Origin of the sequence: Leptospira levettii (genome assembly GCF_002812085.1) — a bacterium.
GTDB lineage: Bacteria > Spirochaetota > Leptospiria > Leptospirales > Leptospiraceae > Leptospira_A > Leptospira_A levettii.
Genome location: NZ_NPDM01000001.1, coordinates 1,254,713 through 1,280,890, shown reverse-complemented (window position 1 = coordinate 1,280,890; position 26,178 = coordinate 1,254,713). Strand labels below are relative to the sequence as shown.

Sequence of the window (26,178 nt, the reverse complement as noted above, 5' to 3'; positions counted from 1 at the left end):
CATGAAAAAAAGAAGACTTGGCAAAACAGGTATGGTGGTTTCTGAAATTTGTATGGGAACCATGACATTTGGTTCCTCATGTAACGAAGATGAGGCGTTTCGAATTTTAGACAAAGCTTACGAGTCTGGAATCGATTTTTACGATACAGCGGAAATATATCCTGTACCTCCTCAAAAATCTTGGGTTCACCGAACAGAAGAGATTTTTGGAAAATGGCTAAAAACCAAACCAAGAGATGGAATCATCTTAGCAACAAAAGCTGCTGGTCCTGGGCATGGATGGTTTAGTCCACCTTTACGCGAAGGAAAAACTGCTCTTGATAAGTATCATATTCGACGTGCCATTGAAGGTTCCTTACAAAGGTTAGGTGTCGAAACTATCGATTTGTACCAAACTCATTGGCCTGATCATGATGTAGCTTATGACGAAACAATGGAAGCACTCACCGAATTAAAAGAAGAAGGAAAAATCCGATATGCTGGATGTTCCAATGAAACTTCCTTTGGTCTTATGAAAAGTCTTTGGACATCGGATAAATACAATTTAGTTCGATATGATTCCATCCAAAATAATTTTTCAATTCTCAATCGTCGTTTTGAAGATGAATTAGCTCAAGTTTGTCGTAAAGAAGGTGTTTCCCTTTTACCTTATTCTCCATTGGCAGGAGGAGTGTTAACTGGAAAATACAATGGTACTACAAAACCGGAGGGTGCTCGTTTTGTAAGGTATATGGCAGAAGGGGAAAGACAAAAAAGAATGTCCAACCGATTCTTAAATGAACAAACGTTAGCATCTACAAAAGAATTGATGGAAATTGCAAATAAATATGGGATGAGTGTCACAGTGATGTCTGTTGCTTGGAGTAAACAACATGATTTTGTTGCCTCTACAATTATTGGTGCGAATACCGTGGAACAACTTGAAGAATCATTAAAAGCTACAGATGTCATTTTATCTGATGAAATATTATCCGAAATTAATGCTGTATCCAAAAAAATTCAATACCCAATGGGCTAAGGACCTAGATTGATATGAGCTCAAACTCGGAACATCCAAATCCATCAGATCGAAATTCTGATAACGATTTATTCCCGGATAAAAAACCAATCTCAAAATGGGAATCGTTTTCTTCGGGAATATTTCGTAAGTTTTTAATTTTACTTTTGGTTACTTATTTGTTTCCCGAGTGCTCTAGTTTTGGTCCTAAAAATTCTCAAAGTAGTTTGATTATTGTCCATATGACGATTGTTAAAGATGAAATGATACTAGATGAATTGATTGACCCAAGATTTCAAAAAGTGACTTTAAGAAAAGGTGAAAAGTCAATCGAATACAATGAAAGTTCAGAACATTATTATTACTTTCAAAACCTAAAAGAAGGCCAATACGAAATTTTTGATGCAGTCCATTTACTCAACCGTGGTGCTTCAGATTTTGCTTTTAGTAGCACAAAACAACCAAATAAAATCGACATTGATTTTGATCCAGAAGAGATTCGGAAATCGAGAGTAGATTTACTACCAGGTACTGTTGTGTTTATGGGAAGTTTTCATGTAACAGTTGATTTTAAATTCCAAGAAGAGCCAAAAATTTCAGTTCGTTATAGCAAAACAAATGAAGAAGAACTAGCCGCAATGGATCATTTGTATAAAAATTATCCAAGATCAGGTTGGGGACAAAAGGCAAAAAATAGAGTTAAGTTATTGTCTTCCTTTACCCAACCATAAACAAATTTGTTTGTTAAACAATTGTAATCAGATCTGGATGTTGTAAATGGGGAGTTCCATTCCAACTTACAGGTTCCCAATGATTGTTTTCTCGACGAAACACACTTAAAGAAGAATTTAAAATCGATTTCATAAAAATAGGAAATTCTTTATAATCCATTTTGCAAGATAATCCCATCATAATGGCTATGGGAGTACTTGAAGAAATTACAAGGGTACTTTTTACATCAATAGGGATTTGGAATGGACCTTTCGATACCTTTTCAACATATTCTTCAAATGTATACGGTTCGATCGAACCCCAAACTCCATTTACCCAATCAGCTAATACCAATTGTATGAGCTCCTGAAAATAATGCCTAGTCTCTTCTTTTCCCTCTTCCCATGCAATTTTATATGCTTCATACAATTTTGCAAATGAAGGATTCGCATTTCGGATTTTAGCAGCAATTCCTAACCACATCCTTGAATCAAATTCATCCCAAGCTGAATTTTCAATCGGATCTGGGATACAAAATTGATCCTTGGTAAAACTTTTGATAATTCCTTCAGCAGTTTGTTTTTGCCTGTTTAACGTTCCAGTATAAACAGAATCAAATTCAATTCTTTGGTGTTTAAAATATTCCCCTAATAGATTAGCTTGTTTCCAACCTAGTTCTGTTAGTTGGTCGTAATTTTTCCCAAGTCTATCCGCTTGACCATGACGAACTAAATATAAATACGACATCTATACTTGGAACCTCGGATTGGAGACAGATAAGTTTTCTTTTAATTGTAATTTGACCAAATTCCATATCTTTCCCTTTGGAGAGGTGTCAATATTAGGAGAATTGTGTTTTGAATTCGTCTGGTTTGATTGGTTTCGAATTGTTTGGGCTAAACTTTGATTCCAATTGTAAATAATTTGGTGTTTTTCTCTTTTTGTAAGTTTTTGAAAATTTTCTAAATTATATTTGGATTCCAAATCTGAAATTAGAAATTTCTGATTTAAAATTTCCGCCCAAAGATTGGTATATTCTGAATTTTCGATTTCCCTTGCAATGACACCTAACATATTCCATGAAACTAATGTTTTATATGATAATAAATCATCACCTTCTAGTTTTGGTAATAATTCTTTCATCATAAATTCTTGGATGGCAGAAAGTAGTTCTTTTGTATCAGGTCTATACTGCATTTTCTAATTCCTCTATAAGACGCATTGCTTCCCATTCCATTTCCGCTGTCCTTCTTCCGATGGAAGCAAGTTCGATTCCTTTGTCTTTGCCTGATAAATGCCTTTCAGCTTGTTGAGCACTTCCTATGGCCCAACGAATATTTCCCATGATTTCCCAATAGGAAACTTTATATGGATCAACCTTGATACCAGAAGTAAGTTCGTATTCTTGATAAAAATCCTTTCGATCGCCGAATCCACCTACTTCTTTATTGAGTCGACCAAACCTCCAATCTCGCATACACAACCAAGCGATGTCTTCGTGTCGATCTCCAAAGTGGGCAAATTCAAAATCTAAGATTCCTTGAAGACCATCAGCATTCATCATAAAATTTCCAGTTCGAAAATCTCCATGTACTAAAACAATTTTATCAATGTTTGGTGCATGTGACTCCATCCAATTGAGGCATAATTCAATCGCGGGATGAGCTTCTGGTAAATCGTCTAATGACTGTCTTAAATCGATAATTGCTTCACGAATGTAATTTTCTCTAGTGACTAACTTGAGTTTTTGTTTTAGATCTTCTTCTTTTACAGATTCTGGAAGTACTGTATGAAGTTTTGCAAGATTTGAAGCTAAATCAGAAACCATTTTTGTTTTACGATAGGAATCTAATTCTTTATCTTTTGTGATGTAACGACCTGTTGCTTTTCCGGCAATTTTTTCCATTAGGAAAAAAGGAGTTCCTATAATTGAAGTTTGTTCTTCTAAATAAACTGGTGTTGGAGTTTTGACTCCTGCATTGTAAACAAGTTCCGCTACTTTAAATTCATCCCGTTTCGATAATGAAGAAAGTAAACTTCCCCCCTTATCTGTGCGAAGGACAAGTGATTTTTTAGCAGTATTGGATTGTATATCCAAAGCATAATTATCTTGGCAAGCTCCTCCACTCAGATGGAAAATTTCAGTAATCTTAACTGGTTCTTTCCATACGGAAGTTAGGTGAAGTTCTACCTTCTCTTGCAGTTCTTTAATATCCATGAATCTTTAAAAATCCCATTTTTCAGATACATAATTGCGACCAATGACCATTTTATGAACTTCGGAAGGACCATCTGCAATTCTTGCTGCGCGTGCATCTCGATAAAACAATTCGAGTGGTAAGTCTCTCGAATATCCTTTTCCACCACAAATTTGAATCGCCATGTCGATTGTATTACACAACGACTCACTCACTTTCCATTTTGCCATGGAAGTTTCCTGTCTTGCATCCTTACCCTTTTTTAATAACCAAGCAGCTTTCAGTGTTAATAAAAATGCCATCTCGATCTCAGTAGCACGTTCTGCAAACATCCACTGGATTCCTTGGTGATCTGCGATTCTTGCACTAAAAACTTCTCTTTCTTTCGCATAACTTCGAGCAATCGAAAGTGCTCTTCTTGCCATCCCAGTCCATCTCATGCAATGGGTGAGGCGAGCTGGACCCAATCTTTCCTGTGATAAACGAAAACCTTCGCCGACTCTACCTAAAACCATATCTTCAGGAACTTCTACATTTTCAAAATTGAGTTCACAATGCCCACCTGGACCGTGAGACCCCATTAGTTCTATCTCACGTAACATAGTATAACCTTTCGCATCAGTTGGCACAAGAAACATTGTAGTTTTGCGAAAACTTCCATTAACTTTCGCCATTACGATGAGGTACTTCGCTCCATTGGCTCCAGTGCAATACCACTTACGTCCATTGAGGATGTATCTATCACCTTGTTTTTCAGCATTGGTTTGCAAAGAAGTGGGATCAGATCCTGCACCAGGTGAAGGTTCAGTCATTGCAAATCCAGTGCGAAGTTCTCCTTTGATGAGAGGATGTAAAATTAATTCTTTTTGTTTTTCGGATGCGGCAAGGGATAACAAATGCATATTGCCTTCATCAGGTGCATCACAATTAAATATATAAGGAGCAATGGGAGAACGACCAAGTTCACTAAAGATAATACAAGTTCCAATTAAATCTAAACCTAATCCACCTTCTGATTTGGGTAGGTGAGGTGTCCAAAAACCTGCTGATTTTACTTTAGCACGTGCTTGTTGGTTGATGTCCTCTGGCATTCGACCTTTTTCATAATCATAATGTTTTTCCAGAGGAATGATTTCTTCTGCTATGAAAGATTGGATGTTTTTACGAAGTGATTCAACTTCTTGGGGAATTTCAAAGTCCATTGAATCCAAGAAGTAACACACTCAAGATAGATCGTAAAATCTTTTTTTAATGAGATCGAAAAATAGGTCTTTCTCTTTTTGAATTTCTTCTAATTTCAAAATGTAAATGTGGACCGGTCGCTCTACCTGTTTGACCAACTTCACCAATTTTTTCGCCTTTTTTGACTCGTTGTCCTCGTTTTACAACAAAGTTTAAAAGATGTCCATATCTCGTTTCGTAACCTAAAATATGTTTAATAATAATTAGATTACCGTACCCACCTTGTGTACCTACAAAACTAACTTCTCCATCCATAGAAGAAAATACGTCTGATCCTTGTTTGGCGGCCATATCCAGACCACCATGAAAAGTTTCTTTTTTAGTAAAAGGATCTAATCGTTTTCCAAAGTTGGATGAGATGATTGCGGCTGTTAAAGGAAACTGAAATCCAAATCCGTAAAAGAAAGATTTTTCTGATTTCCCCATTGAGATCCCAGGCAAAAACCACTTACCTCGTTCGGAATCATATTGTAATTTGTTGGCATCTATTTGGTATTTTTCAGCTAAAATCAATTTTGTTTTTTCACTACCATCCGTTTCTTCTGGATGGAATGTTCCGCGCATATTAGGAATTTCAAGGATCATCCCTTGCGATAAATCATGAGGGGAACTGAGTTCGTTCACGGAAGATAAGGTTTCTAAATCCATTCCTGTTCTTGCCATGATTTTAAAAAAGTTATCTTCCTTTTGCACCTTGTATTCATAATACTTAAGTGGGATTAGGATTTCTTGTTTCGTACCTGATTTTGAAATTCTTAGGTTTTCTTTGATTTCGGAACGGAGGTTTTTTAAAGATGGATTCGAATATTCAAGGTTTGCCAATGTGAGTGGCCCTGGAAATAGATTGGTAGCGGCTCCAAAACCGATCCAAATCACTGTCCATTTCAGAAAAACAAGGCGATTAGACATAATCTTCTAAAATGATTATCGACCATATCTCAAAAAAACGATGACGATTCTTGCCGAAATTGAGGAACTGTAAGGCAGATGCAGAATCGATTTTTTGAGATCTTTAGGCTCACTGCCTACTCTTTGGGTCTCGTTTATGTTTGTTCCTTTTTTTATTCCGTATTCTTTTTGGCTTTTGTAAACCATTCGGTCTTAAACCACAGAATTCCAGAAGAACAAATCCTTCCTTTATATGAAGAGTATTCTGAAGGTAAGTTAGATTTTTCAGGACTTTTGGCGGAATACCAAAAAGTAGTAGGTCCGATCAAGGACCAATTTCAAAAAGAGATAACCGAAAATCCAAACACATTACTGAGTGAATTCTATGAAATTGTTTTCACTGAAAAACCTTATTACTTGTTAGGACATTCAGTTCCATGGTTTTTATGTTATGTGGGACTTGGTTATTTGTTATACAAAAAAGTACTACAAATTCCTGTCACAAACTTACAAGACGAACTTTCGATTCCAATTTTATTACGAGGGATCACAAACGGTTTCATATGTTTTTTTGTAGTGGTTGTATTTGGTGTAATTCTTGAAAAATTATCGGTTCCATTAGAGTCGGGTGTTTTTGCAAAAAAATTATACGAAGCCATACATGGAAACGGTTACCTACTTGCTTGGGGCATTTATGTTGTTGGTATCATTACTGGAATTTTAGAAGAAATCTTTTTTAGAGGTTTTTTACTGAAAGCTTTCATTGATAAAGGATTAACCCAAGAAGGCCTACTCATTGTATCCTTATTATTTGGTTGGTTACATTATGGAGAAGGCACTTCCATTGCCATTCCTTTCATCATTTGTGGAGTCGGAATGTTTTTTGGTTATTTGTACATTAAAACAGGAAATCTTTGGATTGCGATGGCTTGCCATGCTACTTACAATTCATTAGGATTGATCAATGCTTATCTTCAATTACCAGTGGTCCAATCATGAATTTATTAAAATTGAAATTAAATATTCGCATAACTTATGCTTTGTTATTTTTATTCCTGATATGTTTTTCTCCAAAATCGATTTTTGCTGGAGAGACTGTAGAAGTATTGGGTGGACCAGATGATGTAAATATTCGTCTACTTGCACTTCTGAATAAGTTAGACCCCGATTTTTACGCAGATGAAAAAACCCAAGGTTTTATGTATCGATATAGAAATCGTTGGAGTAATCCTTATGACTTTAACATTTATGTAGGAAAGGTTGGGAAAACTTCACCCGATTCCATTATCCGTATCGAGTCTCCGAGAAGGGGTCAGGAAAAAATGTGGAAACAAATTTTGGAACAGGAGTTGTTACAAAAACCTCCACACGAATCAGCAGTTCCATTAACTGAAAAATATCATATTGTTTCTCAAGGTTTAAATTTAATTACACCAATGGCATCTGTTGGTTATAATTCCTGGAATTCTCCACTATTCACAAATCGTGATACTTTCGTTAGTATGAGCATTTATTTTTTATGTGATTTAATTTTGGTAGGTGGTGCCTACTTATATGCTCAAGAAAATTTACCAAAAAAGAATATTTATGATCATATGTTGAATACAAAAGGACCAGGAAATGTTTGGGAATCACCAAACGCTGTTGGTATTTTTGCAGCAATGGCCGTAACTAGAGTTGTGCGAGCATTTGATGCTTGGGAAGACACAGCTGCTCACAATAAAACAGCTCAATTTGGTTGGTCTTTTAAGTTTTAGTTAATAAATTTTATGATTTAAAAAGATCACGTGCTGCATCTGATGCACTTGATCTTTCAAAATCTTCTCTTTCGATCAAAGTTAGTTCCAATCCTTCTTTTTCAATTCTACTCAAAATTTTGGCAATATCCGCCACCTTACTCAATTTAGTTGCTAGATACTTGAAAGTAATTCCACATTCAGGGCATTTTTTATCCTTGAGATAATTGAGTCCAAGTTTTTTGCAATTTCCACAAGTTCCGTAAAGATCATCGATATAGAGTAATTGTTTTTTTACATCGTCTACATTGAGTTGTCGCCAAACTCGAACAAATTTAGTATTCTTTCCGGATAGATCTGGAGTCATAGGCAATAGGAAGTATCGAATATGAAACTTGTCAAGAAGCAATCCGATTTAGTTTTGATCTTACTCATTTGTTTAGCTGGGTTTTTAGCTGTGGCGATTGGTGCTTTTGGAGCACATGGTCTGAAAAAAATTATATCAGCAGATCTTATGATCACATTTGAAACTGGAAATAAATACCATTTTTATCATAGTATTACAGCTCTTTTCGTATTTTTGATGTTAATCCTTTCCGAACAAAACGAGACATCCGAGAAATCAAACAAGTACCTTCGCTTATCGATTTGGATGTTTTTGACTGGAATTCTAATTTTTTCCTTTAGTTTATATTTCTTAGCAATTACAGGACTTAAAATTTTTGGTGCCATCACTCCTTTTGGAGGAGTGAGTTTTCTCGCTGGATGGTTATGTTTAGGGCTAGGAATGTATTATTTTTTAGTTCCGAAAAAATAATGACCTTGTTTGCTAATTAAATTTCTAGAAATAAGTCCGTCGGCAATGAGTAATAATCCTTCTGCGGCGGCTTTTTTTGACTCTTCTGAGCTTTCTTTTTGTAATGCCATAAGCTCATGAACATACTTTCTTCTTTGTAAATCCAATACACCTAACATGGATCCTGCGATTTTTTCATCCATTTGTAAAAAAGCCAGTGCCAATGTTTGAGGGGGAGTTTCATTACACAAATAGTATAATGCTAAATTATCAAAATACGAAAGTTGACTGAGTTTTTCTAATACTTGTTCTGATCCTGACATAGTGATTCCTTTGATTCAATTATTTGGAAATTGAAACTTCCTTTACTTTTTCTTCTAAATATGCAATAAGATACTTCGCATTTGCTGGTTCGCCTGTAGCTTCCGAAACTAAATTTTCGATTGTTAAGATTTTACCTTTAGAATGGATGTTTTTTCGTAACCAAGATAATAAGTCTGAAAAATCACCTTTCGAAGCAAATTTGTTATGCGAATCAGGATATTCTTCAGTAAATTTTTTAAAAAATTGTGCACTGAATATATTTCCTAATGTATATGTTGGAAAATATCCGAAGGCACCCATAGACCAATGGATGTCTTGTAAAACTCCTTCTGCATCGTTTTCAATTGTCATTCCAAAACTTTCTTTCATTTTGGTATTCCAGATTTCTGGTAAATCTTTTACTTTAGTTTTACCATTAATCAAATCTCTTTCTATCTCGAATCGTAAAATGATATGGAGATTATAAGTGACCTGGTCTGCTTCCACACGTATCTTTGATTTTTCCGTGCTATTGATATATTTATATAATTCTTGAAAACAAAGTTCTGATTCCGATAATTCAAAGTCATTTAATAATATGGGATACATAAATTCCCAAAAGGGTAAAGACCTTCCCACTTGGTTTTCCCACAAACGACTTTGTGATTCATGAATTCCTAAACTTAAATACTCAGTTAATGGATTTGGCCAATTTGGCATTTTTGACAATCCAGACTCGTATAAAGAATGTCCCGTCTCGTGTAACACGCCGAAGATGGATGATAGTGGATCTGATTCAGAATATCTAGTTGTGATTCGTTTGTCACCTTTTCCTAAACTTGTAGAAAAAGGATGGTTACTAATGTCTAATCTTGATTCTTTTGTTGTGAGTCCTAAAATGGAAGGAAGTCGATTACAGAATTTGGTCTGATTGGCAATTGGTATTGGTTTTTTAAATGGACTTTCGAACTTTGGAGCCTTTGCTACAATTGGAATAAGAGATTTTTTCAAATCAGAAAATAGAATTTGAATTTGGTCTGCTTTAGCACCCTTTTCATAAGTATCTAATAAGGCATCATAAGGTTCGGTCGTATAACCAAAGTAATCTGCTTGTTTTTTGGATAAATTAACTAGTTCTTCGAGCCTGTCCGAAAACAATTTAAAGTTTTTTTCTTTTTTAGCTTCAGCCCATTCTGCATGCGCTAAATTGGTCAATTTTGCAAATTCTGCAACAAATTCAGATGGCAACTTGTCTGCTTTTTCTTTTTCCTCCATCAAAATTTCAAGCTCACGATTCCATAATGATCTTTCCGATTCTGGAAGTTCTTTTGTGGTTAATTTTGCAGATTGGATGAGCTCTAAAAAAGATGGATCCGTCATCCACTCATGGGTGAGTTCCGCAACTGCTGCAATTTGCGTTGATCGATACTCTCGTCCCTCTTCTGGCATCATCACTTCCGAGTCCCAGTGGAGAACGGATGAAATATCTTGGAAAAGTTTGATTTTTCGATATTGTTTTCGATAATTTTCGAGTGCTTGGGGGAGGGCCATAGACTCATTTTCTTCCACCCACACATTCTGGAACCAAAAATCATTGACCCTTAACCCTCAGACAAAACTATGTATATACGTCGCGGGTGTGGTGTAACGGTAGCACAGCAGCCTTCCAAGCTTCTGGCGAGGGTTCGAGTCCCTTCGCCCGCATGACAATCCTTCCAAACTTACCAATCACGATTATCAAACCAATCGACTCGAACAGTGGCGCGAGCTGTTTTGTGAGCGACCCATAGGGAGCAAACAAAACAGAAAGAAAGCCACGATGGCTTTCGACGAGCGACGCCGTGCCTCGGAGTACAGTGAGGACAGGATGTGGTATTGATTTTGGATTGTTTGGAATTGTTCGTAAAGAATGGATATTGGTATCCCCGCCCAATTTAGGGAGGGGAACTAGACCCGCCAGGCATTGACCGAATGATGTCTCATTAGAGGCCATTTCCCGTAAAATATCAAATTTAGAAACCCTTAATCTCCTTCCGATCTTATCCCCAAAAAAAATATGATAAGATCAATCGAACCTCACATAATATCTGATAGTTTACAACTTCTCACTACACGTGACCAATACCGTGTAACCAAATTCCTTACATGGAACAAGGGTGAGACGGTGACACCAAGACGATTTTTAAATTTTTTACAAGAACGGAAAAATTTAGGGATAAAATCCGCAACGCTTAGAGACGACAAAAACTCTGTTTTTCGAGCAATGAAAAAGGCAACCGTAGGAACCGAGTTAGGTTTGGTAATCGACGCATTTCGAAAAGAGTTAAACGAAGTCTTCCCAATTAAAGTTCCTAGAACTCGTGTTAGTGAATCTGATTTAATTACTCTAACAGAAATTCAAAAGATCAATAAATTTGGAACCGCACGTCAGAAGGCTATCACTCTTTTTCTTTGGACAACTGGTGTCAGAGCTGGGGACTTAGTAAGCATAAGACTAAAGGATTGCCGTCCGTTAGATAACAATCTAATCGAAATTAAACTAATAGGAAAGAATGAGAAGAAAAGGAATATTGTTATTCCGATTTCCCTCTTTCAGCAAATCAGACAAACCTTTTGTGGTTATGTATTCCTATTCGAAACGGTAAATAAAGATCAGTTCAATCCTCACGCAATTTGGAGAATCGTTTCTGCCATTGGAAAGAAATATCTTGGAAGAGAAATTTACCCGCACCTGTTTCGACACACTTTCATAACAGACATGATCCGAGAAGGAAACGACATAGGAGCCGTTGCTGAGTTCGCAGGAAACACCGCCGAAGTGATTGCAAGAACTTACCTTCACTCTTCCTTAGATCGTTCAGCTATTACGAGACGTTTAGACAAAATTTGCGCATGATAAATATAGAAAAAGATGAACCTAAAAAGAATGAAAATGAAGAGCCTAAGTCCTGCAAAAAATGCGGGGCTTCGAATGTTCAACTGTATCAATACGATATGTGTAAGGACTGTTTGTCGGAATGGTTTAAAGAAATCAAAGTTGATCTAAAGGAAGCAAAAGTATTTCACTATGTCTGAACAAATAGAAAATCAAATTCAAAAAGAATTGCAGAAAGTTATACCTGCTATCTATTACCAGAAATTTTTTAAAGAAATGAAATTGGTAAGGCTAAATGAAAGTAAAGTGGTGTTCGGCTTAGCTGGATCGGGAGCCTTAACAGCAAAACAACATATTGAAAACAAGTATATGGTTAGCTTAAGCCTAGCAGTGGCCAATTCAATTGGAAAGCGAAAAGTTGAACTTATAGTTGATGAAAAAGTCAACATTACGAAAGAACCAAAACCTTCGGAAAAAATCGACATTGATGGAGAAGTTCACAAGTTAGAAAACTATTTAAAAAAGAATGTAAATTTGCGATTTAACGAAATTTCTCAATCATTAGAACATAAGCCAAATAACTCAAAGAATTTTATTCAATGGAGCGACAGGGATTTTAACGATCTATGGATCTTTGTTAAAAAACAAAAAGAGTTTAAATATGCCTCTAAAGACAATTTGCTTTCACTTCTCAGTTCTTCAGTAATTCCCACCTACCACCCAATCAAAGATTATTTCAACAATCTAGAGAAATGGGATAAGAAAACCGATTGGATCGGAAAAGTGTGCTCATGTATAAAAGTCTCGAATGAATTAGACTTTAGAAGTTATTTTGAAAAATGGTGCATACGTGCAGTCTACTCACTGTTCAGTGATGGAGAATTCGTCAATGAACATTGCTTAACAATTCAATCTAACCAAGGTTGGTATAAAAGCACTTTCATTAATGGACTGATTCCAAAAGAACTGAAACCTTACTACAACTCAAGGATTCCCACTGATTTCAAAAGTAAAGACGCATCGGTTGCCGCTTCTAAAATTTGGATTTGGCTATTTGACGAGATAGATAAAATCACAAACAAAAAGGAAGCCGCTGAAGTTCGAGACTTCTTTTCAATGAAAGGCTCTTTTGAACGAGCTGCTTACGGAAGAAACGCTCAACACTTTAAACGAATTTCTAGTTTTATTGCCGCTTGTAATAAAGTTGAATTCTTGGTGGATGATACCGGAAACAGACGCTATATCATTTTTTCATTACTCAAGCCAATCGAAATTGATAAGTTCCAAAAAATTCCTATAGAACGTTTTTGGGCACAAATCTTTCACCTATACAAAGGCATACGTTGGAACCAAATCCACTGGAATAGCAACGAGCAAAAGCAAATCCAAGAAAACAATCTTCATTACGAATATTCGAATAACGAGTATGAAATGATCCTTAAATATTTCAGGCCTTTGGCAATTGAAGAATTTGATGAAAGTAACAAACACCATACAAAGCTAAGTGCAACCGAGATATACCTTTATATTCATGAAAAACACCCTAGCTTCAAAATGAGCACAACTTGGATTGGTAGAGGGCTTGTGAAAATGAAGTTTCAATTTCACAGAACAGCCCATAGTCGGAAATTTTTAGTCAATATAGTCCAGTGACACTATGACACTAATGACGCTATTTTCAGGAAAAGAGTAACGGAGAATATTGAAAATGAAAATCCATGATCGACATACAAACCTAGTTCAAAAAATCAATATGCCGGACTTCTGCCAATTCTGTGACAGTTTTGCTGTGCATGAATACCAAGGACGCTTGCTTTGCGAAGATCATTTCAATAAAGCATGTAACAGACTCCTAAACCTTGTCAGCTATGGAACTTTGTTAAAATCTTAATAATCGGAATTGGAATCAATGAAAACAGGAACGAAAATATTATTATTACCTATCTCCTCTTTGGCTCTCACTTTCATTTTTTTTAATCTTATCTTTGGTGAGGTTAAGGGTTGGGATCTATATGTTTGGATCTTCTTTCTTTTCGTTACGATGGTTGTCATCGATGTCTTGGATTACTGGGTGAAGAGAGTATGAAGTTGAGTCCAATTGAAGCCAGAATTCAAAAATTGAAATCTCGATTAGAGCATATAAACTTAGTAAAATCTGAGTTTGAGCTTTCTCGTTCCAATCCTAAAACTGAAAATCTTAAAACTAAAATTTTGGATCAGCTAGAACATGATAAGTATATACATTTAAAAGAAATAAAAACCCTCTCTGCAATTTTATCAGAACTCAACACCGACAATATTAAATCAATGGAGAACGAAATGAGGCCACCCGTTCGTTTAGAAAAGTTAAATCAATTTATCGATGGTGAAGAACAATTTGAAGCCTTCATTCATGAGCATGTTGTTGAAAGAGGAAGTTTCGAACAGTGCCAAAGGACTCTAAGAATGAACGGTGAATTCGTCACCAGAGGAAGCATTTATTCAAAGAATAAAGAAGATTCATCGGAGGTAATAAGATGAAAGATTACACAAAACTAGCAAAGGAATTTTCAAAGAAAGGGGTCAGATTGAATTCAAATTTGGATTCCTTCTTAATAGCCTTACAGAACGCAAAGGAACCAAACGAAGATCCTATCACTCAATGGGATGCAATCCGTATTCTCCAAACTATGGTTTGGTTAGAATGGTGTCACACTTTTGGTTTCACAATTGATTTAGATGTCGATGCAATTATCGACGAAGAATCTTTTAAAGAGGAAATGAAGTTAAGAGGTTATGATCCAACTCTCGGACTTTCGATGCACGAATCAATTAGGGAGAATCTAAACGATGAAACGAAGGAACCTAAATCGAGCATTGAATCTAATCTGGTTTCTAGCGACATTACAGCTTCTCAAGGAGAATCCAACCAAGGAGAGAATGGAACAGATTCTAAAACTCTGGAATCAAATGAAACTAAGGGAGAAGCCCAAGATGGTAGCTCTAAAAGCGGTTGATCCTAAGTCGGCATATATGGACTCAAAAAATCTTGTACCGATTTGGAAAAGGGAAATAGAGAAGATTGATTTAGAAATTCAGGTACTGGAAGGTGATCTTGAAACCGCAATCGATAACCTCAACTACATTAAAGACAAAAAAACAAAACTCAAAAAGCAAAAGGAAATTGCCTTGAAAAAAGCGATGGAAGACCAAGGCCTCTTTCAATGAATGTGATTCGTTTGCATAAAGACGAATTTATTCTCGACATATACTACGATGTCGAACTCGGAAATACCCACGTAGCAGACCACGGAGTTACTGACTTGGAACTTTATGAGTTTTTTTCACTAGAAAAATACTTGGCGATAAAAAGAAAAGATGGTAGCTTTGAGGCTGTGGGAATGACTTCCAATCGCTCCTTAAAAGTGATTTTTAGAAATCAGAAGATGACAAAGAAACAAAAACATTTTTTTGTCATTACAGCTTGGGAGTATAAACTAAGCAAAGATGAAACGGACGCTATTCGATCCAGGGAAGATTTATGAAAACAAAAGTTGCATTTAACATTGTAACCCCGACGAAAGCTGAGGATAAAAAGATAAAAAAGATCCTTTCCGATGTTGAAAAGAACAAGGATACTTTTGATTTATCTAAGGCAAAACATCCAGATGGGAAAGCAATAAAGAAAAAAACAAAAAAAGCCTCTTGACTTAAACTCACCCTTACACCCCGAAATATCGATTATGCGAAAAATCGAAAAAGTCGGGGAATACACTCGAACTAGACAACCACTTTTAACATACAAACAAACGGTAGCAGATTGTTTTGATCTTGCTCGTTTGTATTGGAAAGACCTTCTCCTATTCAAAGCCAACGGCGTTCCATTAGAGGATTTATCAATTCGTGAGTTTTACGAATATATTAAATCAATTCGGTACGTAAAAGATCCCGAAAGAAAGGAACACGTAAGCAGGCCAAAGATTCTATTGGAACGAGCGAATACGGATCATCCTTTTGATTGTGATGATAGATCCATATTGGCACTTAGTTTCTTTAAACTTCAAAACAATTTAAAAGGAACAAGATTCAAAACAAGATTAGCTGTCACTGGTCGATATGCAAAACCCAAACACATCTATGCTGAATTTAAAGACGAAAATAATTTAGAAAGCCAATGGACTCCTTATGATTGTACTTATCCTTGGAACAATTTTGGTAAAACTTTATATATTCCACAGTTCAAAAGAGTTTTTTATGAGGAAAACCATCCAGTTAAAAAACATTGATTCACTTTAAATATATATCATTAATTAGTATTAGGTTGTATTAGTTTAATACTTGTTAAGGTTTTATTCTTTTTTCTGTTTACAGTTTTTCATTTTATAAAGTGATTCTGTTAAGCGAAAATGTCACAAGTAGAATCAATTCGATTAGAGGGGGACGAAGCTCCCCCTCAATCGGTCAAAAATATTTTAGTAAGTTATGATTCAATTCTTCATGGAGAGGAAATTGATTCACCATTGTTTTCAAACGAACCTGTCTTCCTTTCCGGAGACGATGGAGAAGAATATCTTCTCTTAGGTGAGGATGAAGATACAGGATATCTTGTCTATGGTTTCGAAGATGAAAACGGAGACGCTGTCCTTGTCTTTGGAGACGATGAAGGAAACGTACATGAATATGAAACCTTAGAAGGATTTAGCTTCAAAGGTTTCAAAGGTTTTAGTCTTCCTAAAATACCGAAAATGAAACTCGGTAAACTCCCAAAAGTAAAATTCAAAGCTCCCAAAATCAAAACAAGCGGCTTAACTAAAGGATTTAGCAAAGTCGGTAAAGGCATCTCTAAAGGTGTCAGTAGTGTTGGGAAAGGTATTTCTCAAGCTGGAAAAGCATATACAAAGCATCTTTCTGATGTCGGCAAAGGAATCTCTAAGGGTGTAGGTCAACTTGCAAAAGGTGCGGGTGATATTCTGTCACAAGTAGCTCAAGGTGCTGGAAGCCTTCTTAGTCCTGACTCTGGAATGCCTGAAGAGGAACCAGAGGAAGAAGAAGTCGAGGAAGAATACGAAGAAGAAATTCCAACTGAAGAATATTCAGAGGAAGAAAGTGATCAATATTATGAAGAAGAGGAAGAAGAAATGAGTGGCGAACTTGGATTTGCACAATTTATTCCAATGGCGATGAGTGCAGCTTCGACCATTCAACAAAACCAAGCTGCAAAGAGTGCAAAGAAAAAAGTATCAAAGCAAAAGGCAACGGATGCAATTCTTAAAGCACTCTCTCAAACTAACAAGCCTGTGAAAATCAAAAAGGCCACTCCCACAAAAACGGCAAGTATTAAAATTGCAAAGCCAACTTCAAGTGCGGCTTATGCAAGCGGTAGTTCAACTTCACGAGGAATCTTAGATTCTGAAATTACCCATAAGGTTGATAGTGATAGCAAAAACACCATCTTGTTAGTTGGTGTTGTAATCGGTGGATTATTTTTATTTAAAAAATAAGTAAGTAGGTAAGCGAAAAATGTTCGGATCAACAAAACGAAAAAAAAGAAAACTTCCAAAAAAGCCGAAGGCTCCAAAGGAATCAGCTTCCATTGAAACTTGGAAGCGATACGGCGAGCGAATTAAGGCTTGGGAAGCAAAGGTAAAGGCGAAAACAGAGCCTTTGAAAAAGAAGAAAGCACTTATCAACCAAATTCGAAGTGCAGCGTCCAGAGTAAAGGCGGCTTAATATGAGTTTTAAACAAAACATCATGTCAGGAGCTAAACTTGGTGGAGCTGCCTTTGTTGGTTATGCTTTGAACCGATTCCTTTCAACTATGGAGTATTCAAAGCAAATCATGAAAGAATCTCCTGAAACCGGAGCTGTAATTGTGTCCGCTGGTATAACAGTGGGAGCAATCAAATTACAAGACAAGATTAAGGACAAACTAGTCCGGGTCGGTATTGTTGCTGGATCTGCATCCGCGACGCTTCATTTGGCAACTAGAATTCCAACGGTTCAAAATGCCCTTCCTGCTGGTGTTGTAAGTGCGTTAGCCGGTGAAACCGATGAATACATCGAAGTATCTGGAGAAGAAGCTGAAAACCAAATCAATGCGGAAGTTGATCGAAGAATTCAACAAGCATTCAGTGAAGGAAAGATTCAATATCTTGCTCCAAGTGAAAGTTCGCAAGTTGGTGAATCAGAACCAGTTTACGAATTTGGTAACGATGAATTCGAGGAAGAAGAAGAAGTCTCCGGTGCTGAATCGGTCTTCGACCTTGTGTAAATGATTTCAAAAAGCGAAAATAGGTAAGCGAAAAATGCAAACACAACAACAACCGACACAAGCACGTGTTAATAAAAATCCAAATGCGAGAAAGACTGTTCAATCTGAAATTTCTCTTCTTATGCAAAAGGGCGGAATCCCAATTGAGCTTCAATCAGTTGCAAAATTAGCAACAGGGGATAAATCATTTGGTTTCTTTTCCGGAAATGAAGACCGAGCAAACTATGGTCATTTAGCACATTATGGCCTTGGTGGAAAAAATCCTATCGAATCCCAAAAAGGGAAACTCGTAGGTTTCCAAGCTGAACTTCACGGGCCAGACTTTGCAGCTTTAAATCTCGCAGGTGATGGTACCTACAATGTTTTAGATGCAGCGAACAAACTAATCAACTTGATTCGATTTAAAATCACAAAGAACAAAACCGTTCTAAGAGAAGGATCTTTCAAGTCGATCATTGACCCGCTTCCAAGAGTATTGAAACCGTTTAAGATTGGTGATGGAATTACAAACGGTCATGAATCTGTAGCTGTTGTCCATACTCAAACCGGAAACATTGAAGAAAGAAACTCTGGATTAAGAGTTCTTTATCTTCCAGTGGAATTCTCAAATAACGATTCATTTGTTTTTGAGGCTTGGTTGCCATCGCAAGGAACTGGAGTTGATGCACCGTTAAACAATCATCTTTTGGTAGTTACTGCCCTAGGTGTGGAATTTCCAAAATAAACGTTTCTAAAGAAACTAATTCAATTTTAAGACCGGCGAGAAGCCGGTCTTTTAAACGGTAAGCGAAAAATGAATACTAAAGTAAATTACAAAGGCCATGACTATACATTGTTAGCCGGTATGAACAAAGCAGTCAATCCCGTTAATGGTGACAGTTATACGAAGGCTATGACTATCGAAAACAATACAAACAAAGACGGGCGAGTTATTGGTGTTGTATTAAGATACAAAGGTGAGATTGATGATGTTTGTATAGAATTCAAAACTTCTAAAACAAAAAACAATCCTCCGATTTCTGGAGACCTTGCATTGGCAGTTTTAGGATCAAAGATTTCTCCAAACCTTTCAACACCTGCATTTCAAATTTTCCCATTTCCTGGTGATGGAATTCTGATTCCAAAGAATCTTTCAATTGAAATTCATTTAAAGACTTGGGCTATTGCAGTTCCTGAACGAAGCGTAATGGTAGCACTTCTTATGGAAGAATTGGACGACTCGAAGGAAGTGGTTCAGAAATAATAATGGAACGTCGAATTTCCCATCCATTTTCATTTACGCAAGACTATCGATCTTCTTCGGAATTACCTCCTCCGATTTATACAGAGACTTTCAGTATCGGAAAAATCGATATTGAAAAAGAGAAGAAGTTAGTGATACGAAACGCACTTGTTCAGAGTTATTTCTTTAGATCAACTCAAGCACTTTCGAATCCGGTAACTCTTGCTCTTGTGTTAGCTGATAATTTGGAAGAAGTTCTAAATGACGGATTTAATAAGTTAGTTGATTATGGATCAGGAATTTTTGCACCAGAAAACAATATCCCTGCAAACACTCCATTCCCTGAATTAAGTGTTGCAGATAAGATTTCTAGAATGCCAACAATTGTCTGCTACGAAGATATTTTAGAATATGAAGAATATATTGATGAGGAAAATTTTTCTAATCCTCAGTATGATTTTGCTTCGGCTTCTAAGTTATTAATAGGCAATACGTTAGTTGATACTTTTCTCTTGAATGGCACTCCTTATCCTGTTCCCGGAGATATTCCAATTAAAAATCCAAATGGGAAGAATTTTCTTTATTTCTTTCCTTATACTGCTAAATGCCAACGTACTAGAGTTGCGATGAGTGGACGTATCAATTTCTCAATCATTTCTCTATCTGATGAAGATGAGGAGGAATAGAGAATGTCTAAAGGTATCTATTCCGCTTGGTTGGATTGGCCAGTTGGTGGAGAAATTTTTGCAAACATATATGCAACTGATTGGGAAAATGAATATGTTGAATTTGCCGAAATTTCTGATTTAGATGATTTAAGAGATTCAATCTTAGATCAGTTTAATGAATTAACAGAAAGGTTCGATAGACTTGCTCATGGTGAAGCACCTTCTCAAGATTCAAGAAATGGTCATAGGAAATATCTATGGGAATTCTTTGAACTTATTTCAACCGATCAAATTGATGGATACAAACAACAAATGCAATTTTTTTCCAATGCACTTGGAGAAAAGATCAATGGTTTAGATTCAGATAGTGCGACGGGAATTATAATTTCCAATGCAAATCCGGTAAGACCTCGCATCGTACAAAATAAACCTAAATGGGAAGATATACAGTTAAAACCTAGCGTCTTTCCACCTGCTATACATTCACACGAGCCTTCGGACTTTCCTGATTTAACTTTGGAGATAAATTCAAAAATACCTTTATCTCAAAAAGGTGTTTCCAATGGTGTTGCTTCTTTGGATGCTTCCGGAAAAATTCCAGCTTCCCAGGTTCCAGTATTCGATCCAGCATTACAAATCGTTAATACTATTGCACAAAGAAATGCTTTAACACCAATAGGAAACCTTCCCGTTTACGTAAAAGATGCAACAGGAGATCCCACTGTATCAACAGGAGGAGCTTTTTATCTATTTGAAATTGCTTCATCAACATGGATTAAACTATCCGAAATGGAATCAATGGACATTATCCAGTCTTGGATTAATATTATTGATAAACCTACAACATTCCCTCCCGATCCTCATAGTCATACAATAACCAACATCACTGGATTACAAACACAACTAGATAGTAAGCGAAATAACGGAAATATTCCTGCTTCCGAAATTGAAGAATCTATTTACAAACGATTCGTTTCTGATTCCGAAAAGAGAGTTTGGAATAATGAAGTCTTCGAATTCGGAGAACTATATGGTCCAATTCCATTCGGTACCATTTTCAATGGTAATCGCACTGTAAAAGTAAAATTAATCGGGAATCTTACAATCTCATCTCTAAATGGTGGATATGAAGGAAACGTTTATCTAATCGTTTTCACACAAGATGGAGCAGGAGGAAGAACGATAACACTTCCTTCAAATGTAAAAATACCAACTGGTGAAAGTCCAGACCTTGGAGCAAATAAAGTTTCCATCTTAACCATGTATTTTGATGGAACAAACTATCTTGGATCTTGGAAGAAAGGTTGGACTTAAATGTTAGCAAGCCTTATGTCTGTAACCCAAACTCTGCTTGGTTATGCAAATGTTTCTTATGAATATCAAGGAGCACAGCCTTGGGCTTGGGTAGAGGTTATCGCAGAGTATGATAAACATTGGATTCGAGATGGATGGGGAAATTTAATCTGTTTCGAATGGATCTATTCTTGGGGAACATATCAATGCCAATGCTTAGTTAATGGAGAATGGAGAACTGGACAAATTGATTATACTCCATGGCCATGGATGGCCGTAAGTCCAGATCCAGCTTATGCAAGAGAATATCGACCTCAACCGATTCCATGGATTGCTTCTGGGGATGTCGGATATAAATCCCTAACAGATTGGAACAGTCTTCAATTAGATGTAACTGCCGGGACAAAAAGAAATTTAGTGGGAACTCCAGTTTACGGATAAATGTATGGAAATCGGATTTCAAGAGTTAGTTGGTGCTGTGACAGGATTTTCTATTTACTATGTAAACTCACAAGTAAATCAGAAAATTGCTAAAACCAAAGAAGAGTTAAATGAAAAGATACAATCCAACACTGACAAAATCACAGAAGTGAAATCTGAACATGATCGTAACAATGATAAGGTCATGTCGGAACTTTTGACTCTAAATAAAAATTTAGAAAGAACTGAAAATACGATGAGAAAGTTCTCTGATGAGTCTTCAGCTACAAGAGATTTAGTATTAAAAATTTATGAACAAATTATGGGTCTTGGTAAGAAACAAAACAATAAGGGAAAAAAACAATGAGCAATATAAACTATTATATCAACCGATTTCTAGAAACCATGCCAACGGAATCTTTTATTCCTGGCTGGGATGTTCCATGGATACCAAACAGTAAAAACAGCGTTCCTCGTTATGCGTTGGATTACTCGTTAAGCGGAGTAACACAACCGATAGGCTTTGATATTGATACTTTCAACTATTTAAGCCTATTCAAAGGCTTTAAGCACAATGCAGAATTGAAACGACTTTCTTTTGTTGTAAAGAAAGAAACTGTCTTTCGGAAAACTCTTGCTTCTACTCTTTTTTCTACGGATGAAGAGATCCAGAAATTTAGAGAAACAATCTTATCAAAGCATCCATCTTTGAATCAATTGAAGGAGTATGTTTTTGAAGAAGGCGGTTTAGTTGATCCCATCCGAACCATTGCAGATTCAACCGGAACCAAAAAAGATGAAGTCAAAGATGGATTAAAGTACGGAACCTATGCAGCCGTAGGTCTTGGTCTTTTCCTTTTGCTTAGAAAGTAAATGAGTTTAGAAGTAACACAGGCCAACAATTCAATTGATCTAGTTACTTCTAGACTTCAATCTTTTTGGAAAGATTTGAAGAAGACAATTCCGGAGGCGGAATTGTTTGAAACTAAAAGATCAAATGAAAGACAAACCTATCTTTACTCTTTGGGAAGAACGAGATCCGGAGAGATTGTGACTTATGCGACCGCCGGGAATTCTCCACATAATCACGGTTTAGCTTTTGATATAAGGAATGTCAATTTTACAAACAGAGAAAAGGACATTCGAGAGTTACTGAGTAAAAACTCAGATATAGCATGGGGAATGGATTTTTGGAGAATCGACACAAAAACAAAGAAGAAAATAAAATTTCCAGATCCAGCGCATTTTCAAATCAAAGGTTGGAGAAGATTTGTTCCCGGACTCAATGGCAAAATCATCTTCCCTATAGTAGCAGTTATTGGAATTTCAATTTATAGTTTAAGAGGTAAGCGAAAATGAAAGGTCGAGTTTATGTTTATGTACCAACAAACAAGAAGTACAACTACCCAAAAGTAGAAGGACTATTGTATAACACTCAAGAGAAGAGGTTTTCTTTTCTATCTGAAGTCGATTTAAATGGAAAAGCAATCGGAGAAACTGCCGGTAAAGCTATCCGGGATTTTCAAACAATGAATCCGGGTGTTGGAATTATTAAAGTTGAAACAAAACCAATTTCAACTACAACCCAAACCCCACCAAAGGCAAACGTGACCACAACTCAAACGAACGCTAAAGAAAAATCTGGTTCAAGTGTTCTTTTGGTAATAGCAGCGATTGCAGCCGGTTTTTTCTTCTAGTTAAAAGATGGATTCATTTACAGATCATCTCTTAACGAAAACAGATTATCTTTCTCAAAGAGATAATATAAATCCTTACACCATCGAGGACGGAAAAGTTTTCGATAAAAAGGGAAAGTATCTTTTTGATTTAGAAGACTTTGAAAAATACGAACACCTACTCTATGATCGAGTTACAAAGTGTTTTATATCTGCTGGTTCCATGTTCTGTGGATTCTTACACGAAAGAAGAATTATAAAAACTATTGTCGATGAAGTCGCTTATGAACTTGCATTAGACAAAGTAATGAAAAAGGGAGAAACAAGATTCCTTTGGGCAGTTCATAAAAGACTGATGAACGAAGTCATTCTAAAGGACACAGACTTCACATTTGATTTTGAAAAGGCTACTCTTTCAGCAATTCAAAAGATCATGAAGAAAGGAGATCCTTTGATGATTTCACTTTACATAAAGGATTGGTATCCTTCGGGAAAAGGTCATCTAACATTTGGAAGTGGATACAGAGAAGACTTAAATGGAAAAATACTTGGTTTTATATTAAAAGATCCATTCGGAAAACTTTTAACTAATTACAAGAACCATGACGGGGACAATTCTTTCATTCCACTTCCGGACTTTAAGAAGGCAATCAATGGTCCATCGAAAGCACCTTGTCACATTGGATTTTTACAGGAAAAAAAATGAAAAGCGAAAACAAAATTTTAAACTTCTTACATAAGTTCGGGATTGCAATTTTCTTCTTAGGATTTATTGCAGATGCAATTCTTCAGTATTTTGAGCGTGCTCCTGAAGTAAAAATCCTTGGAGATAATTCTTTCCCGGCTTTTTGGTCTTTGTCTATATTGGGAATCATATTTATTGCTTCTCCGATTTATCCGACTGCTTGGGAAAAGTGGCGTACCCGGAATTCATTTGGTACGTGGCCACAACTGAAGAAGAAAAGAAAATGAAAGTATTCATTTGTTTATTTATTTTCTTTTTTGGATGTCTTAGCGTTCCTCAAAACCCATCTTCTAAGCCCCTGACGAGCCTTCTACGCAGCTCTGCAAAGGAAAAGAAGGATCTAGGAGACCAAAAGACTTCGGAGCTTCTAGAAGCAGCAGCCGATACAATTGACTACTCAGATGAGAATGCACGTATTGCAATTGCAAACCAAGCAAACACAGCAATGGAAAATTCTGATCTTCAAAGGGATGCAGGTTTTACGGACGGATTAAAAGCATTGAGAAACTGGTCTATCGTTGCACTGTCTCTAATTGTTTTAATTCTAGGATTGTATGCTTATATAAAAGGCAAAATCAAAATACCTTTTTTACCTTCGCCTTAAAAAGTTATTCGTCTCCGGAGACGGAACTCCGGAGAGTCTCAGCACTCACATTCAATTTTAAAATCTCCTCTAGATATTCTATTTCTTTCAAATCGTATGAGTTCTTTTCTTTTTTATCTTTCAAAAACTTTAATCGCCTATCGTATGTATATTGATAATCACTTGTCTTATGTAGAATAGATCCTAAGACATCCGAGTGCGTTGGATTAAATCCATTCTGTTTTATAAATTCCTTTCTATACTCTTCCCATGATAAAACTAAATTATGTTCGCTTAAACGTGCTTGGATCTTGATAGAATTTCCCATAGAACTTTCTTAATACTTACTTTTCTCTTGACAAGCGTTATAAAAATCATTCATTCACTTAATATGTACTTTGTGGTAACTTAGTTTTTACTTGGTAATCACTTAGTTTTCACAAAGATACTACAAAAAACTAAGCGAAAAGGTAGAAAAATTGTATGGTTGATTCAAACGATGCGTTCCGCAAAATGAAAACTCTTTACGGAAAAAGGAAGAACGAGTTTCCTGATTCTGATTATTCTTTAGAATTATTTACTGAAAAGTCAAAAGTAGTGATAAAAGGTGAAGATATTCCAACTTCCTTCCAAGTAATAAATACAAACTTAGAAAATCCTCATTTTATCAACTATGAGCTGAAGAAAGATGGAAATGTAATTGGCTCTGGATCATTGAAAGAGTTTAGTCCTTTTGAAAAGAAACAAGAGGAAGTTCCTACTCCTCATCTTCCGACCACTCCCCTAGATATTATGAAAGCCACATTTGAAATGAATCGAGTTTATGCTGAAGACTTAGAAAGAGTTACCAAAAAGTATTCTGACAAGTTTGCTGAATACGATCAAGAAGTAGAACAAAGGATCAACAAACAAAAAGAAAATTTGAATGAGAAACTCGATTCTATTGAGTTTGCAAATAAACGAAGAATGGAAATCCAAAATGAAGAGTTTGGATTGGAAAGAAAGCGTTGGGAATTGGAGAAAGAACAAATTCTTGCTCGTAAGCGAATTAGAGAAGATCGATTTCGTTTTACAGATGTTTTAGGAAAAGTCGCTGAAGGGGCAATGGAAGCCTTGTCTGCAAATCCAGAACAATCAGTAAATCTATTGGTTACTGGTGTAAAATTTTTGGGTAAGGCTTGGAGGGGAGAACCTTTCGAAGTTGAAATTCCATCATCATGAAAAAGAAATTTCCTTTAGGTCGTATTGCCATTGCTATATCAAAAGCAATACTTAAAGAAGGAACTCCTTATTTATTAAAAAAAATAGATCCGAATCTTAAAATGGAAATAGAAAAGTTCCAGTTACATAAAAAGCAAGTAGAACGGCAAGAAAAGATTCGGAAAAAGTTATTTCCAAATTCAATTGAAGTAAAAGATTACCGGGTAACAGAAAATGACGAATGAAGAGAAAATATCTAAATTAGTTTTAGTAATGGATAAAGTAGAAAAGTTTGTGTCGGCAAAAATGCCAGGTTCAGCTTTATTTAGTCCGGAATTGAAATTCATTAGAAATGAGATTAAAGAACTAAAGAAC

38 protein-coding genes and 1 tRNA gene are annotated in these 26,178 nt (G+C 36.1%); 30 read left to right on the top strand and 9 right to left on the bottom strand.

What is annotated here, in order from left to right; genetic code table 11:
* The first annotated feature begins 1 nt into the window (after position 1).
* Together CH354_RS06025 and CH354_RS06020 are read left to right on the top strand one after the other, a co-directional pair.
* Positions 2–1,018, top strand: a complete 1,017-nt coding sequence (locus CH354_RS06025; RefSeq protein WP_100725710.1) for an aldo/keto reductase — start codon at positions 2–4, stop codon at positions 1,016–1,018.
* A gap of 14 nt (positions 1,019–1,032) precedes the next feature.
* The gene (locus CH354_RS06020; RefSeq protein ID WP_100725709.1) at positions 1,033–1,728 is read left to right on the top strand and encodes a hypothetical protein; all 696 of its coding nucleotides are present in this window, start codon (positions 1,033–1,035) and stop codon (positions 1,726–1,728) included.
* 13 nt (positions 1,729–1,741) lie between these two features.
* On the opposite strand, the gene CH354_RS06015 is transcribed toward CH354_RS06020, so the two are convergent.
* From CH354_RS06015 to CH354_RS05995, 5 genes are read right to left on the bottom strand one after another with little or no spacing between them, the layout of a single operon-like run.
* Positions 1,742–2,455 (bottom strand): histidine phosphatase family protein, encoded by a 714-nt coding sequence (locus CH354_RS06015; RefSeq protein WP_100725708.1) that lies wholly within the window; start codon positions 2,453–2,455, stop codon positions 1,742–1,744.
* Entirely contained in the window at positions 2,456–2,905 is a 450-nt protein-coding gene (locus CH354_RS06010) for a hypothetical protein (protein ID WP_100725707.1), read from the bottom strand.
* Positions 2,895–3,926, bottom strand: coding sequence for a phosphotransferase family protein (locus CH354_RS06005; RefSeq protein WP_100725706.1), 1,032 nt, complete (start codon positions 3,924–3,926; stop codon positions 2,895–2,897). Before CH354_RS06005 ends, CH354_RS06010 begins: the two co-directional genes overlap by 11 nt.
* A gap of 6 nt (positions 3,927–3,932) precedes the next feature.
* On the bottom strand, positions 3,933–5,108 hold the full coding sequence (locus CH354_RS06000; protein ID WP_100728298.1) for an acyl-CoA dehydrogenase family protein: 1,176 nt from the start codon (positions 5,106–5,108) through the stop codon (positions 3,933–3,935).
* Between the two features lie 46 nt (positions 5,109–5,154).
* Positions 5,155–6,057: a peptidoglycan DD-metalloendopeptidase family protein gene (locus CH354_RS05995; protein WP_100728297.1), complete on the bottom strand. Its 903-nt coding sequence runs from the start codon at positions 6,055–6,057 to the stop codon at positions 5,155–5,157.
* A 78-nt stretch (positions 6,058–6,135) separates the two neighbouring features.
* On the opposite strand from CH354_RS05995, the gene CH354_RS05990 reads away from it, so the two are divergent.
* A complete protein-coding gene (locus CH354_RS05990) occupies positions 6,136–7,035 on the top strand; it encodes a CPBP family intramembrane glutamic endopeptidase (protein ID WP_100725703.1) in 900 nt (299 codons plus the stop codon).
* Complete coding sequence (locus CH354_RS05985; protein WP_100725702.1) at positions 7,032–7,793, top strand: hypothetical protein; 762 nt, start codon at positions 7,032–7,034, stop codon at positions 7,791–7,793. The genes CH354_RS05990 and CH354_RS05985 overlap by 4 nt, the downstream gene beginning before the upstream one ends.
* Positions 7,794–7,803: 10 nt before the next feature.
* Here CH354_RS05985 and CH354_RS05980 read toward each other — a convergent pair whose 3' ends face one another.
* Complete coding sequence (locus tag CH354_RS05980) at positions 7,804–8,139, bottom strand: hypothetical protein (RefSeq protein ID WP_100728296.1); 336 nt, start codon at positions 8,137–8,139, stop codon at positions 7,804–7,806.
* 21 nt (positions 8,140–8,160) lie between these two features.
* Here CH354_RS05980 and CH354_RS05975 point away from each other — a divergent pair, with 21 nt between their 5' ends.
* Positions 8,161–8,589 (top strand): DUF423 domain-containing protein, encoded by a 429-nt coding sequence (locus CH354_RS05975; protein WP_100728295.1) that lies wholly within the window; start codon positions 8,161–8,163, stop codon positions 8,587–8,589.
* Here CH354_RS05975 and CH354_RS05970 read toward each other — a convergent pair.
* Positions 8,565–8,891, bottom strand: a complete 327-nt coding sequence (locus tag CH354_RS05970) for a hypothetical protein (RefSeq protein WP_100728294.1) — start codon at positions 8,889–8,891, stop codon at positions 8,565–8,567. The two genes, CH354_RS05975 and CH354_RS05970, sit on opposite strands and share 25 nt — an antisense overlap.
* A 19-nt stretch (positions 8,892–8,910) precedes the next feature.
* The gene (locus CH354_RS05965; RefSeq protein ID WP_100728293.1) at positions 8,911–10,422 is read right to left on the bottom strand and encodes a carboxypeptidase M32; all 1,512 of its coding nucleotides are present in this window, start codon (positions 10,420–10,422) and stop codon (positions 8,911–8,913) included.
* Between the two features lie 82 nt (positions 10,423–10,504).
* Here CH354_RS05965 and CH354_RS05960 point away from each other — a divergent pair.
* The 23 genes from CH354_RS05960 (at position 10,505) to CH354_RS05845 (ending at position 24,624) form a co-directional block, all read left to right on the top strand.
* Positions 10,505–10,575: transfer RNA gene (locus CH354_RS05960), tRNA-Gly, on the top strand.
* Between the two features lie 352 nt (positions 10,576–10,927).
* The gene (locus CH354_RS05955; protein ID WP_100766341.1) at positions 10,928–11,767 is read left to right on the top strand and encodes a tyrosine-type recombinase/integrase; all 840 of its coding nucleotides are present in this window, start codon (positions 10,928–10,930) and stop codon (positions 11,765–11,767) included.
* A gap of 171 nt (positions 11,768–11,938) precedes the next feature.
* The gene (locus CH354_RS05945) at positions 11,939–13,399 is read left to right on the top strand and encodes a VapE domain-containing protein (protein WP_100766340.1); all 1,461 of its coding nucleotides are present in this window, start codon (positions 11,939–11,941) and stop codon (positions 13,397–13,399) included.
* Between the two features lie 429 nt (positions 13,400–13,828).
* Positions 13,829–14,266 carry a hypothetical protein gene (locus CH354_RS05940; RefSeq protein WP_100766339.1) on the top strand — a complete coding sequence of 146 codons (438 nt, stop codon included), beginning with the start codon at positions 13,829–13,831 and terminating at the stop codon, positions 14,264–14,266.
* A complete protein-coding gene (locus CH354_RS05935; protein WP_100766338.1) occupies positions 14,263–14,742 on the top strand; it encodes a hypothetical protein in 480 nt (159 codons plus the stop codon). Before CH354_RS05940 ends, CH354_RS05935 begins: the two co-directional genes overlap by 4 nt.
* On the top strand, positions 14,720–14,953 hold the full coding sequence (locus CH354_RS05930) for a hypothetical protein (RefSeq protein ID WP_100766337.1): 234 nt from the start codon (positions 14,720–14,722) through the stop codon (positions 14,951–14,953). Before CH354_RS05935 ends, CH354_RS05930 begins: the two co-directional genes overlap by 23 nt.
* The gene (locus tag CH354_RS05925) at positions 14,950–15,270 is read left to right on the top strand and encodes a hypothetical protein (RefSeq protein ID WP_100728697.1); all 321 of its coding nucleotides are present in this window, start codon (positions 14,950–14,952) and stop codon (positions 15,268–15,270) included. Before CH354_RS05930 ends, CH354_RS05925 begins: the two co-directional genes overlap by 4 nt.
* Positions 15,267–15,434: a hypothetical protein gene (locus tag CH354_RS18330; RefSeq protein ID WP_165780934.1), complete on the top strand. Its 168-nt coding sequence runs from the start codon at positions 15,267–15,269 to the stop codon at positions 15,432–15,434. Before CH354_RS05925 ends, CH354_RS18330 begins: the two co-directional genes overlap by 4 nt.
* Positions 15,435–15,468: 34 nt before the next feature.
* Complete coding sequence (locus CH354_RS05920; RefSeq protein WP_100766336.1) at positions 15,469–16,011, top strand: hypothetical protein; 543 nt, start codon at positions 15,469–15,471, stop codon at positions 16,009–16,011.
* 120 nt (positions 16,012–16,131) lie between these two features.
* Entirely contained in the window at positions 16,132–17,226 is a 1,095-nt protein-coding gene (locus CH354_RS05915) for a hypothetical protein (RefSeq protein ID WP_100766335.1), read from the top strand.
* Between the two features lie 230 nt (positions 17,227–17,456).
* Positions 17,457–17,996, top strand: coding sequence for a hypothetical protein (locus CH354_RS05905; RefSeq protein ID WP_100766334.1), 540 nt, complete (start codon positions 17,457–17,459; stop codon positions 17,994–17,996).
* A gap of 34 nt (positions 17,997–18,030) precedes the next feature.
* Positions 18,031–18,720 carry a hypothetical protein gene (locus CH354_RS05900; protein WP_100766333.1) on the top strand — a complete coding sequence of 230 codons (690 nt, stop codon included), beginning with the start codon at positions 18,031–18,033 and terminating at the stop codon, positions 18,718–18,720.
* A gap of 69 nt (positions 18,721–18,789) precedes the next feature.
* Positions 18,790–19,239, top strand: coding sequence for a hypothetical protein (locus tag CH354_RS05895; protein WP_100766332.1), 450 nt, complete (start codon positions 18,790–18,792; stop codon positions 19,237–19,239).
* A 2-nt stretch (positions 19,240–19,241) separates the two neighbouring features.
* Positions 19,242–19,904 carry a hypothetical protein gene (locus CH354_RS05890; RefSeq protein ID WP_100729140.1) on the top strand — a complete coding sequence of 221 codons (663 nt, stop codon included), beginning with the start codon at positions 19,242–19,244 and terminating at the stop codon, positions 19,902–19,904.
* Positions 19,905–19,907: 3 nt separating this feature from the next.
* Positions 19,908–21,200, top strand: a complete 1,293-nt coding sequence (locus tag CH354_RS05885) for a hypothetical protein (RefSeq protein WP_100766331.1) — start codon at positions 19,908–19,910, stop codon at positions 21,198–21,200.
* Positions 21,201–21,620 carry a hypothetical protein gene (locus CH354_RS05880; RefSeq protein WP_100766330.1) on the top strand — a complete coding sequence of 140 codons (420 nt, stop codon included), beginning with the start codon at positions 21,201–21,203 and terminating at the stop codon, positions 21,618–21,620.
* Between the two features lie 4 nt (positions 21,621–21,624).
* Entirely contained in the window at positions 21,625–21,966 is a 342-nt protein-coding gene (locus CH354_RS05875) for a hypothetical protein (RefSeq protein ID WP_100729023.1), read from the top strand.
* Positions 21,967–22,004: 38 nt separating this feature from the next.
* A complete protein-coding gene (locus tag CH354_RS05870) occupies positions 22,005–22,472 on the top strand; it encodes a hypothetical protein (RefSeq protein ID WP_207764233.1) in 468 nt (155 codons plus the stop codon).
* Positions 22,473–22,958 carry a M15 family metallopeptidase gene (locus CH354_RS05865; protein WP_100766328.1) on the top strand — a complete coding sequence of 162 codons (486 nt, stop codon included), beginning with the start codon at positions 22,473–22,475 and terminating at the stop codon, positions 22,956–22,958. It begins immediately after the preceding gene.
* On the top strand, positions 22,955–23,296 hold the full coding sequence (locus tag CH354_RS05860; protein WP_100766327.1) for a hypothetical protein: 342 nt from the start codon (positions 22,955–22,957) through the stop codon (positions 23,294–23,296). The genes CH354_RS05865 and CH354_RS05860 overlap by 4 nt, the downstream gene beginning before the upstream one ends.
* Before the next feature lie 7 nt (positions 23,297–23,303).
* Positions 23,304–23,981 (top strand): hypothetical protein, encoded by a 678-nt coding sequence (locus tag CH354_RS05855; RefSeq protein ID WP_100766326.1) that lies wholly within the window; start codon positions 23,304–23,306, stop codon positions 23,979–23,981.
* The gene (locus CH354_RS05850) at positions 23,978–24,247 is read left to right on the top strand and encodes a hypothetical protein (RefSeq protein WP_100766325.1); all 270 of its coding nucleotides are present in this window, start codon (positions 23,978–23,980) and stop codon (positions 24,245–24,247) included. Before CH354_RS05855 ends, CH354_RS05850 begins: the two co-directional genes overlap by 4 nt.
* Positions 24,217–24,624: a hypothetical protein gene (locus CH354_RS05845; protein ID WP_165780933.1), complete on the top strand. Its 408-nt coding sequence runs from the start codon at positions 24,217–24,219 to the stop codon at positions 24,622–24,624. The genes CH354_RS05850 and CH354_RS05845 overlap by 31 nt, the downstream gene beginning before the upstream one ends.
* Before the next feature lie 4 nt (positions 24,625–24,628).
* Here the strand turns inward: CH354_RS05845 and CH354_RS05840 are convergent, their stop codons facing one another.
* The gene (locus CH354_RS05840; protein ID WP_100766323.1) at positions 24,629–24,931 is read right to left on the bottom strand and encodes a hypothetical protein; all 303 of its coding nucleotides are present in this window, start codon (positions 24,929–24,931) and stop codon (positions 24,629–24,631) included.
* Between the two features lie 155 nt (positions 24,932–25,086).
* Here CH354_RS05840 and CH354_RS05835 point away from each other — a divergent pair, with 155 nt between their 5' ends.
* Together CH354_RS05835 and CH354_RS05830 are read left to right on the top strand one after the other, a co-directional pair.
* Positions 25,087–25,824 (top strand): hypothetical protein, encoded by a 738-nt coding sequence (locus CH354_RS05835; protein ID WP_100766322.1) that lies wholly within the window; start codon positions 25,087–25,089, stop codon positions 25,822–25,824.
* Positions 25,821–26,048: a hypothetical protein gene (locus CH354_RS05830; protein WP_100766321.1), complete on the top strand. Its 228-nt coding sequence runs from the start codon at positions 25,821–25,823 to the stop codon at positions 26,046–26,048. Before CH354_RS05835 ends, CH354_RS05830 begins: the two co-directional genes overlap by 4 nt.
* Positions 26,049–26,178: the final 130 nt, after the last annotated feature.

What these genes read in the sequence shown, in the direction of transcription:
- CH354_RS06025 (WP_100725710.1), top strand. Translation starts at nt 2, where the DNA reads ATGAAAAAAAGAAGACTTGGCAAAACAGGTATGGTGGTTTCTGAAATT.
- CH354_RS06020 (WP_100725709.1), top strand. Translation starts at nt 1,033, where the DNA reads ATGAGCTCAAACTCGGAACATCCAAATCCATCAGATCGAAATTCTGAT.
- CH354_RS06015 (WP_100725708.1), bottom strand. Translation starts at nt 2,455, where the DNA reads ATGTCGTATTTATATTTAGTTCGTCATGGTCAAGCGGATAGACTTGGG.
- CH354_RS06010 (WP_100725707.1), bottom strand. Translation starts at nt 2,905, where the DNA reads ATGCAGTATAGACCTGATACAAAAGAACTACTTTCTGCCATCCAAGAA.
- CH354_RS06005 (WP_100725706.1), bottom strand. Translation starts at nt 3,926, where the DNA reads ATGGATATTAAAGAACTGCAAGAGAAGGTAGAACTTCACCTAACTTCC.
- CH354_RS06000 (WP_100728298.1), bottom strand. Translation starts at nt 5,108, where the DNA reads ATGGACTTTGAAATTCCCCAAGAAGTTGAATCACTTCGTAAAAACATC.
- CH354_RS05995 (WP_100728297.1), bottom strand. Translation starts at nt 6,057, where the DNA reads ATGTCTAATCGCCTTGTTTTTCTGAAATGGACAGTGATTTGGATCGGT.
- CH354_RS05990 (WP_100725703.1), top strand. Translation starts at nt 6,136, where the DNA reads ATGCAGAATCGATTTTTTGAGATCTTTAGGCTCACTGCCTACTCTTTG.
- CH354_RS05985 (WP_100725702.1), top strand. Translation starts at nt 7,032, where the DNA reads ATGAATTTATTAAAATTGAAATTAAATATTCGCATAACTTATGCTTTG.
- CH354_RS05980 (WP_100728296.1), bottom strand. Translation starts at nt 8,139, where the DNA reads ATGACTCCAGATCTATCCGGAAAGAATACTAAATTTGTTCGAGTTTGG.
- CH354_RS05975 (WP_100728295.1), top strand. Translation starts at nt 8,161, where the DNA reads ATGAAACTTGTCAAGAAGCAATCCGATTTAGTTTTGATCTTACTCATT.
- CH354_RS05970 (WP_100728294.1), bottom strand. Translation starts at nt 8,891, where the DNA reads ATGTCAGGATCAGAACAAGTATTAGAAAAACTCAGTCAACTTTCGTAT.
- CH354_RS05965 (WP_100728293.1), bottom strand. Translation starts at nt 10,422, where the DNA reads ATGGCCCTCCCCCAAGCACTCGAAAATTATCGAAAACAATATCGAAAA.
- CH354_RS05955 (WP_100766341.1), top strand. Translation starts at nt 10,928, where the DNA reads ATGATAAGATCAATCGAACCTCACATAATATCTGATAGTTTACAACTT.
- CH354_RS05945 (WP_100766340.1), top strand. Translation starts at nt 11,939, where the DNA reads ATGTCTGAACAAATAGAAAATCAAATTCAAAAAGAATTGCAGAAAGTT.
- CH354_RS05940 (WP_100766339.1), top strand. Translation starts at nt 13,829, where the DNA reads ATGAAGTTGAGTCCAATTGAAGCCAGAATTCAAAAATTGAAATCTCGA.
- CH354_RS05935 (WP_100766338.1), top strand. Translation starts at nt 14,263, where the DNA reads ATGAAAGATTACACAAAACTAGCAAAGGAATTTTCAAAGAAAGGGGTC.
- CH354_RS05930 (WP_100766337.1), top strand. Translation starts at nt 14,720, where the DNA reads ATGGTAGCTCTAAAAGCGGTTGATCCTAAGTCGGCATATATGGACTCA.
- CH354_RS05925 (WP_100728697.1), top strand. Translation starts at nt 14,950, where the DNA reads ATGAATGTGATTCGTTTGCATAAAGACGAATTTATTCTCGACATATAC.
- CH354_RS18330 (WP_165780934.1), top strand. Translation starts at nt 15,267, where the DNA reads ATGAAAACAAAAGTTGCATTTAACATTGTAACCCCGACGAAAGCTGAG.
- CH354_RS05920 (WP_100766336.1), top strand. Translation starts at nt 15,469, where the DNA reads ATGCGAAAAATCGAAAAAGTCGGGGAATACACTCGAACTAGACAACCA.
- CH354_RS05915 (WP_100766335.1), top strand. Translation starts at nt 16,132, where the DNA reads ATGTCACAAGTAGAATCAATTCGATTAGAGGGGGACGAAGCTCCCCCT.
- CH354_RS05905 (WP_100766334.1), top strand. Translation starts at nt 17,457, where the DNA reads ATGAGTTTTAAACAAAACATCATGTCAGGAGCTAAACTTGGTGGAGCT.
- CH354_RS05900 (WP_100766333.1), top strand. Translation starts at nt 18,031, where the DNA reads ATGCAAACACAACAACAACCGACACAAGCACGTGTTAATAAAAATCCA.
- CH354_RS05895 (WP_100766332.1), top strand. Translation starts at nt 18,790, where the DNA reads ATGAATACTAAAGTAAATTACAAAGGCCATGACTATACATTGTTAGCC.
- CH354_RS05890 (WP_100729140.1), top strand. Translation starts at nt 19,242, where the DNA reads ATGGAACGTCGAATTTCCCATCCATTTTCATTTACGCAAGACTATCGA.
- CH354_RS05885 (WP_100766331.1), top strand. Translation starts at nt 19,908, where the DNA reads ATGTCTAAAGGTATCTATTCCGCTTGGTTGGATTGGCCAGTTGGTGGA.
- CH354_RS05880 (WP_100766330.1), top strand. Translation starts at nt 21,201, where the DNA reads ATGTTAGCAAGCCTTATGTCTGTAACCCAAACTCTGCTTGGTTATGCA.
- CH354_RS05875 (WP_100729023.1), top strand. Translation starts at nt 21,625, where the DNA reads ATGGAAATCGGATTTCAAGAGTTAGTTGGTGCTGTGACAGGATTTTCT.
- CH354_RS05870 (WP_207764233.1), top strand. Translation starts at nt 22,005, where the DNA reads ATGCCAACGGAATCTTTTATTCCTGGCTGGGATGTTCCATGGATACCA.
- CH354_RS05865 (WP_100766328.1), top strand. Translation starts at nt 22,473, where the DNA reads ATGAGTTTAGAAGTAACACAGGCCAACAATTCAATTGATCTAGTTACT.
- CH354_RS05860 (WP_100766327.1), top strand. Translation starts at nt 22,955, where the DNA reads ATGAAAGGTCGAGTTTATGTTTATGTACCAACAAACAAGAAGTACAAC.
- CH354_RS05855 (WP_100766326.1), top strand. Translation starts at nt 23,304, where the DNA reads ATGGATTCATTTACAGATCATCTCTTAACGAAAACAGATTATCTTTCT.
- CH354_RS05850 (WP_100766325.1), top strand. Translation starts at nt 23,978, where the DNA reads ATGAAAAGCGAAAACAAAATTTTAAACTTCTTACATAAGTTCGGGATT.
- CH354_RS05840 (WP_100766323.1), bottom strand. Translation starts at nt 24,931, where the DNA reads ATGGGAAATTCTATCAAGATCCAAGCACGTTTAAGCGAACATAATTTA.
- CH354_RS05835 (WP_100766322.1), top strand. Translation starts at nt 25,087, where the DNA reads ATGGTTGATTCAAACGATGCGTTCCGCAAAATGAAAACTCTTTACGGA.
- CH354_RS05830 (WP_100766321.1), top strand. Translation starts at nt 25,821, where the DNA reads ATGAAAAAGAAATTTCCTTTAGGTCGTATTGCCATTGCTATATCAAAA.